Origin of the sequence: Rhizobacter sp., from assembly GCF_031412495.1 — a bacterium.
GTDB lineage: Bacteria > Pseudomonadota > Gammaproteobacteria > Burkholderiales > Burkholderiaceae_C > Schlegelella_A.
Genome location: NZ_JANODC010000358.1, coordinates 1 through 8,856, shown reverse-complemented (window position 1 = coordinate 8,856; position 8,856 = coordinate 1). Strand labels below are relative to the sequence as shown.

Genomic DNA, 8,856 nt, shown 5'->3' with positions numbered 1-8,856 from the left:
CAGGAGGTGCTGGCCTGGGCTGCGCTGGGCATCGATGCCGCGGCCTGGCGCGCCCTGCCGGGGCGGGTGGGCCGGGGCGAGGCGTCGGCCTTGCACGGGCTGCCGCTGCCGCTCGCCATAGAGATGCTGCAGAAGCTCTGTCACGACGCTGCGGCCGTGGCCTGCGGTGCCGCGCCGCGCTTCTTCCCGCCCGGGAGCCTCGTCGCGGGTGCGAACCTGGCCGCCTTGTCGGCCTGGGGCCGGGAGTTGACGCGCCTGGCGACGGAAGCCGACCATCCCTGGATCGTCGACCTCGGGGTCGAAAGTCTCGTCGAACAGGGGCGTCAAGCGTTGAAAACGGCGCGGTCGCAGCAGCAGCCGGCGCAGGCGCTGTCGCTAAACTCCCCCCGATGAGCGAACCGGCTGCACGCGCCAACCCTTCTGGCACCGGCGTGCCTGCGTCGCCGCCGGCGCGCCCCAGCGTCATCCAGCTCGTGTTCCGGGAAAAGAACGCCCTCTACGCCGCGTACATGCCGATGTTCAGCGAGGGCGGCATCTTCGTTCCGACGACGCGCGACTACCGGCTCGGCGAGGACATCTACCTGCTCCTGTCGCTGCCCGACGACCCGCAGCGCTATCCGGTGGCCGGGAAGGTCGGCTGGATCACGCCGGCGAATGCCTCGGGCGGCCGCACGCAAGGCGTCGGCGTCCGCTTCCCCGCCGACGAGAAGAGCCGCGCGCTCCGTCAGCGGATCGAGGATGCCCTCGGGACCTCGCTGGCGTCCGCCAAGCCGACCCAGACGATCTGACCGGGCCGGCGAAGGGCCGCCCGGGGGCACGCTGCCACGCGCAGAGGCCGTTGCCCGAAAATCGACGGATGTACGTCGATTCCCACTGCCATCTGAGCTTCCCGGAGCTTTTCGACAACCTGCCCGCCATCCGCCAGGCGATGGCCGAGGCGGGCGTCCAGAGTGCGCTCTGCATCTGCACCACGCTCGACGAATTCGACCGCGTCCAGGCCCTGGCGGCGACCTACGACAACTTCTGGTGCAGCGTCGGCGTGCACCCGGACGACGTCGACAGCCGCGAGCCGACCGTCGAGGGGCTGGTCGAACTGGCTCGGCGGCCGAAGGTCGTGGCGATCGGCGAGACCGGGCTCGACTACTACCGGCTCGAAGGGCGAACACTGGCCGAGATGGAGTGGCAGCGGGACCGGTTCCGGACCCACATCGCCGCCGCGCGCGCCTCGGGCCTGCCACTCGTGATCCACACCCGCAGCGCCTCGGCCGACACCTTGCGCGTGCTCGACGAAGAGCAGGGCAGCACGGCCGGCGGCGTCTTCCACTGCTTCACGGAGACGGCCGAGGTCGCCCGCGCGGCCCTCGACCGCGGTTTCCACATCTCGTTTTCCGGGATCCTGACCTTCAAGACGGCGCACGAGCTTCGCCAGGTGGCCGCCTTCGTGCCGCTGGACCGCTGCCTCATCGAGACCGACAGCCCGTACCTGGCGCCGGTCCCGTTTCGCGGCAAGCCGAATTCCCCGGCGTACGTGCCGCACGTGGCCCGCCAGCTCGCCGCGGTCAAGGGAATCACGGTCGAGGAAGTCGCCGAGGCCACTCGCACCAACTTCGAACGACTGTTCCGTGTCCCTTGCTTTGTTCCACGAAGCTCAGAAGCGTCTTGAAGTCTCGATGCGGTGTTCCACGGAGCTCATGCGGTCCGTGAGGTCAGGCGGCACGGGAACATCGAAACCGCTTTGCATAGGCGTCTCAAGCTGTTATCCGCAAAGAAGTTTTCTGGTTTAACGTCACGGATTGGCAACCCGACATGGACGTCCTTGTCAGGCAGTTCCCGACACAGCAAACCGCCTGGCGCCAACTGGGCGCGAAACGAGGCTCTACCTACATTCGGCCGCATCGACCCCCACCGAGCGACCCATGGACACCAGCAGCGACAGCGACCACGTTTCCAACCCCTTTGCGCTCATGACGTCGCCGGAGCTCGTCTTCGCGGCCCTCGAGCGGTCGGACCGGCTGGCCCGGCTGAAGAGCACGATCTGCAGGCCGCTCGACAAACCGCGGCCGGAGAAGCCTCTGGTCGAGCTGAAGGCGTTCGACGAGGAGGTCGAATCGGCCGAGGCGCCGGATTCGACCGAAGACTGACGAGCCCGTTGTTCCGGAACTGCATGCGCGACGATGTATATTATGTAAACCAAGTCGGTGATGGACGGGCACAGCCTCGATGGCCCTGCCATGCCCTCACCTCGGTCCGCGCCGAACAAACCCTGCTGACAACCGCGGTGGGCCGCCCTAGCATCGTGCTCGCTGTGCGCTGACGGTGCACAGAGCCCATGGCGGAGCGCCGAAAGGGACGCGTTGCAAGCCACCGATATCGGCGATCCTGACTACTTCCACAAGGTTGTCGACTGCCAGTGGGCTTGCCCTGCCCACACCCCGGTTCCCGAGTACATCCGCCTGATCGCTGCCGGCCGGTACGACGATGCCTACCTGGTGAACTGGGAGTCGAACGTGTTCCCGGGCATCCTCGGGCGCACGTGCGATCGCCCGTGCGAGCCGGCGTGCCGACGCGGCCGTGTCGAGGAAGCCCAGGCCGAGAAGCCCGAGCCGGTGGCAATCTGCCGGCTGAAGCGGGTCGCCGCCGACTTCAAGGGAGACATCACCGCCCGCCTGCCCCGTCCGGCGACCGGGCGCAACGGCAGGCGGATCGCCTGCGTCGGGGCCGGGCCGGCGTCGCTGACCGTCGCGCGCGACCTGGCGCCGCTCGGCTACGAGGTGGTCGTCTTCGACGGCGACACACGCGCCGGCGGCATGATCCGGTCGCAGATTCCACGCTTCCGCCTGCCCGAGGAAGTGATCGACGAGGAAACCGGCTACGTGCTGGAACTGGGGGTCGAGTTCCGAGGCGGCTCGCGCATCGATTCCATGCGCAGCCTCCTCGCCGAGAACTGGGACGCCGTCTTCGTCGGCTCCGGGGCGCCGCGCGGCCGCGACCTGGCGATCCCCGGCCGCCAGGAGGCCGCGGCCAACATCCGCATCGGCATCGACTGGCTGTCCTCGGTCTCGTTCGGCCATGTCACGGTGATCGGCCGGCGCGTCATCGTCCTCGGCGGCGGCAACACCGCGATGGACTGCTGCCGCAGCGCCCGGCGCCTCGGCGGCGAGGACGTCAAGGTCATCGTCCGCTCGCCTTTCGAGGAGATGAAGGCATCGCCGTGGGAGAAGGAGGACGCCATCCACGAAGGCATCCCGATCCTCGACTGCCTGGTGCCCAAGGCGTTCCTGCACGAGAACGGCAGGCTGACCGGCATGAGCTTCGACAAGGTCCGCGCCGTCCGCGACGAGCAGGGCCGGCGCCAGCTGGTGTCGACGGGCGAGCCCGAACAGGTGTTCGCGTGCGACGACGTGCTCGTCGCCGTCGGCCAGGAGAATGCTTTTCCCTGGATCGAGCGCGACGCCGGCATCGCCTTCGACGAGTGGAACATGCCGGTGCTCGACGCCACGACGCTGCAGTCCAGCCTGCCGCGCGTCTTCTTCGGCGGGGACGCGGCGCTCGGGCCGAAGAACATCATCTGGGCCGTAGCCCAGGGCCACGCTGCAGCGATCTCGATCGACAAGTTCCTGAACGGCGAAGACGTAACGCACCGGCCGCCGCCGGGCGTGACGCTGGTGTCGCAGAAGATGGGCATCCACGAGTGGAGCTACGACAACGACGTCACGCCCGATCTCCGCAACAAGGTTCCCTGGCGCGACGTGGGCCAGGTGCTGAAGAACATCAAGGTCGAGGTCGAGCTCGGTTTCGACGTCGCCACGGCGTGGAAGGAAGCGCAACGCTGCCTCAACTGCGACGTGCAGACGGTGTTCACCACCAGCCAGTGCATCGAGTGCGATGCCTGCGTCGACATCTGCCCGACCGACTGCATCAGCTTCACGCTCAACGGCGAGGAGGCCGAGCTGCGGACCCGGCTGCACGCGCCGGCCCTCAACGTGGAGCAGCCGCTCTATGTCTCCTCGACGCTGAAGACGGGGCGCGTCATGGTCAAGGACGAAGACGTCTGCCTGCATTGCGGCCTGTGCGCGGAGCGCTGCCCGACCGGGGCCTGGGACATGCAGAAGTTCATGATCTCGCAGGCCCGTGCCGGCCACGCCTGCCGCAACACGGCGCCCGGTCTCCGGAAGGGAGCTGCCGTTTCATGACATTGCCCGGGAAGGCCGATGCGGTGGCACGCATCGAGGCCGTCAACGACTTCGTCGTCATGTTCGCCAACGTCAACGGGTCGGGTTCGGCCTCCGCCAACGAGTTGTTCGCGCGCAGCCTGCTGCGCATGGGCGTGCCGGTCAGCCCGCGCAACATCTTCCCGTCGAACATCCAGGGACTGCCGACCTGGTACGAGGTGCGCGTCAGCGAGAAGGGTTACCTCGCCCGGCGCGGTGGCGTCGACCTCATGGTGGCGATGAACCCGCAGACCTGGGACAAGGACCTGGCCGAGATCGAGCCGGGCGGATACCTCCTCTACGACAGCTCCAGGCCCCTGCCCGCCTCCAAGTTCCGCAGCGACGTCGTCGTCCTCGGCGTGCCCCTGGCCGACCTGTGCGCGACACGCTACGACGATCCCCGCGAGCGTCAGCTGCTCAAGAACATCGTCTATGTCGGCGTGCTGGCGGCGATGCTGGGCATCGAGCCCGAGGTCATCGCGACCCTGCTCGGCGAGCAGTACCGCGGCAAGACGAAGCTGCTGCAGCCCAACCTGGACGCGTTCATGATGGGCCTGCACCACGGCCGTGAGCACCTTGGGGACCAGCTGGGCCTGCGCATCGAGCGCCGCGACGGGGTCGGCAAGCGCATCTTCATGGAAGGCAATGCGGCAGCGGCGCTCGGTTGCGTCTACGGCGGCGCGACCGTCTGTGCCTGGTACCCGATCACGCCGAGCTCGTCGCTCGCCGAAGCGTTCCAGAAATACTGCGAGAAGCTGCGCGTCGACAAGGCGAGCGGCCGCAACAAGTTCGCCATCGTCCAGGCAGAAGACGAGATCGCCTCCATCGGCATCGTCGTCGGCGCCGGCTGGAACGGTGCCCGTGCCTTCACCACGACCTCGGGGCCTGGCGTCTCGCTGATGACCGAGTTCATCGGCCTGGCCTACTTCGCCGAGATCCCGGTGACCATCATCAACGTGCAGCGCGGCGGCCCGTCCACCGGGATGCCGACGCGCACGCAGCAGGCCGATCTCCTGAGCTGCGCCTACGCATCGCACGGCGACACCAAGCACGTGCTGCTGTTTCCCGAAGATCCGCGCGAGTGCTTCGAGTTCGCAGCACGCTCGCTCGACCTGGCCGACCGCCTGCAGACGCCGGTGTTCCTGATGACGGATCTCGACATCGGCATGAACCACCGCCTGTGCGAGCCGCTCGAGTGGGACGACTCGCACCGCTACGACCGCGGCAAGGTGATGACGCGCGAGCGGCTCGACGAAGGCGCCGATTTCGGCCGCTACCTCGACGTCGAGGGTGACGGCATCCCCTGGCGCACCTGGCCGGGGACACACCCGTCGAAGGGCGCCTACTTCACCCGCGGTACCACGCGCGATGCGTACGCCCGCTACTCGGAAGCCGGCCCGGACTACATCTACAACGTGAACCGCCTGCTCAAGAAGTTCGAAACGGCCAAGGAGCTCGTGCCGCAGCCGGTCGCGCGGCGGGCCCCGCGCCCCACCCGCTTCGGCGTCGTCTACTTCGGGTCGACGAGTCCGGCCATGAGCGAGGCACTCGACCGGCTGGAGGCCGATGGCATCGACGTCGACGCCCTGCGCATCCGCGCCTTTCCGTTCGGTGCAGCCGTCGACGCCTTCATCGCCGCGCACGAGACGGTCTTCGTCGTCGAGCAGAACCGCGACGCCCAGCTGCGCATGATGCTCGTCAACGAGCAGGAGGTCGACCCGGCGCGGCTGCAGCCCATCCTGCATTTCGACGGCACGCCGATCACGGCGCGCTTCATCACCGAAGCCATCGCGGCGCGGCTGCGTCCGGCCAACGTCGAGCCGATCGCGCGGGAAGAAGCAGCATGACCTACATCGCCAAGCCGCGCCTGCACCACCCCACCCTGCCGAGGAACGCGCTCGGCTTCACGCGGCGCGACTACGAAGGCAAGATCTCGACGCTCTGCGCCGGCTGCGGCCACGACTCGATTTCGGCGGCGCTGGTCCAGGCCTGCTGGGAGCTCGACATCGAGCCGCACCGGGTCGCCAAGCTGTCGGGTATCGGCTGCTCGTCGAAGACGCCCGACTATTTCCTCGGCGCGTCGCACGGCTTCAACACCGTGCACGGGCGGATGCCCTCGGTCCTGACCGGCGCCAACCTCGCCAACCGCGACCTCATCTACCTCGGCGTCAGCGGCGACGGCGACTCGGCCTCGATCGGCCTCGGCCAGTTCGCGCACGCCATGCGGCGCGGCGTGAACATGACCTACATCGTCGAGAACAACGGCGTCTACGGGCTGACCAAGGGCCAGTTCTCGGCCACGGCCGACACCGGCAGCAAGAGCAAGCGCGGCGTCGTCAACAGCGACTCCGCGATCGACCTGGTGGCGCTCGCGCTGCAGCTCGGTGCCAGCTACGTGGCGCGCAGCTTCTCGGGCGACAAGGAGCAGCTCGTGCCGCTGATCAAGGGCGCCCTGCGGCACCGCGGCGCCGCCCTGCTCGACGTCATCAGCCCGTGCGTCGCCTTCAACAACCACGCCGGCAGCACCAAGAGCTACGACTACGTGCGCGAGCACAACGAGGCCGTCAACCGGCTCGACTTCATGCCGCGCCGCGACCCGGTCACCGCCTCGTACGGCCCCGGCGAGATCATCGAGGTGACGCAGCACGACGGCAGCGTGCTGCGCCTGAGGAAGCTCGCCGAAGGCTACGACCCGGGCGACCGGCTAGCCGCCATGGGCCACATCGCGGCCCACGAGGCGCGCGGCGAGATCCTGACCGGCCTGCTCTACGTGCGCGCCGGCGCCGAGGACCTGCACGAGCACCTGCACACGGTCGAGGTGCCGCTGAACGGGCTCGACGATGCGGCCCTCTGCCCCGGCTCGGCGGCACTCGCCTCGATCAACGCCGGCCTGGTCTAGCTCCCGGCCGGCGCCGGGTGCGTCACTCGCGCGAGGCCTTCTTCCGCTCGTGCTCCTTCAGGTGGCGCTTCCTGATGCGGATCGACTTCGGCGTGATCTCGACCAGCTCGTCGTCTGAGATGAACTCCACCGCGTACTCGAGCGTGAGCTGGATCGGCGGCGTGATCTTGATCGCGTCTTCCTTGCCGGAGACGCGGAAGTTGGTGAGCTGCTTGCCGCGCACCGCGTTGACGACCAGGTCGTTGTCGCGGCTGTGGATGCCGATCACCATGCCTTCGTAGAGCGGATCGCCGGCCTTGACGAACATCCGGCCGCGATCGTCGAGCTTGCCGAGCGAGTACGTCACCGCCTCGCCGTCGTCCTGGCTGATCAGGACGCCGTTCTTGCGACCCTCGATCTCTCCCTTGTACGGCTCGTAGCTGTCGAAGATGTTGCTGATGAGGCCGGTGCCGCGGGTCAGGTTCAGGAACTCGTTCTGGAAGCCGATCAGGCCGCGCGCCGGGATCTTGTAGTCGAGGCGCACCCGCCCTCTTCCGTCCGACTCCATGTTCACCAGGTCGGCCCGTCGCTCGCCGAGCGCCTGCATGACGGCGCCCTGGTGCTGGTCTTCGACGTCGGCGGTGACGAACTCGATCGGCTCGAGGCGCTCGCCGTCCTTCTCGTGGAAGACGACGCGCGGCTTCGAGACGGCGAGTTCGTAGCCCTCGCGGCGCATGTTCTCGAGCAGGATCGTCAGGTGCAGCTCGCCGCGGCCGGAGACCTCGAAGACGCCGTCCTCCTCGGTGTCGCGCACCTTCAGCGCGACGTTGCTCTGCAGCTCGCGGTCGAGGCGATCGCGGATCTGCCGGCTGGTCACGAATTTGCCCTCGCGGCCGGCCAGCGGCGAGTTGTTGACGCAGAAGTTCATGGTCAGCGTCGGCTCGTCGACCTGCAGCATGGGCAGCGGCAGCGGCCGCTCGAGGTCGGTCAGCGTGACGCCGATGCCGATGCCCTCGATGCCGTTGATCAGGACGATGTCGCCCGGCCCGGCCTCGGTCGCCTGCTGGCGCTCGAGGCCCTCGAACTTCAGCACCTGGTTGACACGCGCCTTCAGCGGCGTCGAGTCCGGGCCCGAGTACAGGGCCACGTCCTGCATCGGCTTCAGGGTGCCCTGGTTGATGCGGCCGATGCCGATCCGGCCGACGTAGGTGGAGTAGTCGAGCGAGCAGATCTGCAGCTGCAGCGGATCGCCGGGCTCGCCGGCGTGCGCCGGCACGTGCTCGAGAATCGCGTCGAACAGCGGCGCCAGGTCGGTGCCGAGGGCGCCCTTCTCGAGCGTTGCCCAGCCGTTAAGGCCCGAGGCGTAGATCACCGGAAAGTCGAGCTGGCCTTCGCTGGCGCCGAGCTTGTCGAACAGGTCGAAGGTGGCGTTGACGGCGTAGTCTTCACGAGCGCCGGGCCGGTCGACCTTGTTGACGACGACGATCGGCTTCAGGCCGAGCGCCAGGGCCTTTCGGGTGACGAAGCGGGTCTGCGGCATCGGCCCCTCGACGGCGTCGATCAGCAGCAGCACGCTGTCGACCATCGACAGCACCCGCTCGACCTCGCCGCCGAAGTCGGCGTGGCCGGGCGTGTCGACGATGTTGACGTGCGTCCCTTTCCATTCGACGGCGCAGTTCTTGGCCAGGATCGTGATGCCGCGCTCGCGTTCCAGGTCGTTCGAGTCCATCACCCGCTCGGTCACCTTCTCGTGGGCGCGGAAGGTGC

General features: G+C 68.2%; 7 protein-coding genes and 1 pseudogene. 7 read left to right on the top strand and 1 reads right to left on the bottom strand.

The features are described 5' to 3' along the window. The 7 genes and pseudogenes from AC30N0_RS13170 to AC30N0_RS13140 all read left to right on the top strand — a co-directional run. Nucleotides 1-393: pseudogene (locus AC30N0_RS13170) on the top strand (DNA polymerase III subunit delta'); the annotation flags it as partial. After that, a complete protein-coding gene (locus AC30N0_RS13165) occupies nucleotides 390-788 on the top strand; it encodes a PilZ domain-containing protein (RefSeq protein ID WP_489518364.1) in 399 nt (132 codons plus the stop codon). The pseudogene AC30N0_RS13170 and the gene AC30N0_RS13165, both read left to right, overlap by 4 nt. A 68-nt stretch (nucleotides 789-856) precedes the next feature. After that, nucleotides 857-1,663 (top strand): TatD family hydrolase, encoded by an 807-nt coding sequence (locus AC30N0_RS13160; protein WP_489518363.1) that lies wholly within the window; start codon nucleotides 857-859, stop codon nucleotides 1,661-1,663. 253 nt (nucleotides 1,664-1,916) lie between these two features. After that, nucleotides 1,917-2,141 (top strand): hypothetical protein, encoded by a 225-nt coding sequence (locus tag AC30N0_RS13155; protein ID WP_489518362.1) that lies wholly within the window; start codon nucleotides 1,917-1,919, stop codon nucleotides 2,139-2,141. Nucleotides 2,142-2,354: 213 nt separating this feature from the next. Then, nucleotides 2,355-4,193, top strand: a complete 1,839-nt coding sequence (locus AC30N0_RS13150; protein ID WP_489518361.1) for an FAD-dependent oxidoreductase — start codon at nucleotides 2,355-2,357, stop codon at nucleotides 4,191-4,193. Then, nucleotides 4,190-6,058: a 2-oxoacid:acceptor oxidoreductase subunit alpha gene (locus AC30N0_RS13145; RefSeq protein ID WP_489518360.1), complete on the top strand. Its 1,869-nt coding sequence runs from the start codon at nucleotides 4,190-4,192 to the stop codon at nucleotides 6,056-6,058. Before AC30N0_RS13150 ends, AC30N0_RS13145 begins: the two co-directional genes overlap by 4 nt. Then, a complete protein-coding gene (locus tag AC30N0_RS13140) occupies nucleotides 6,055-7,110 on the top strand; it encodes a 2-oxoacid:ferredoxin oxidoreductase subunit beta (RefSeq protein ID WP_489518359.1) in 1,056 nt (351 codons plus the stop codon). The genes AC30N0_RS13145 and AC30N0_RS13140 overlap by 4 nt, the downstream gene beginning before the upstream one ends. 22 nt (nucleotides 7,111-7,132) lie before the next feature. On the opposite strand, the gene typA is transcribed toward AC30N0_RS13140, so the two are convergent. Then, on the bottom strand, nucleotides 7,133-8,856 hold a 1,724-nt coding region (gene typA / locus AC30N0_RS13135; RefSeq protein WP_489518358.1), incomplete at its 5' end, for a translational GTPase TypA.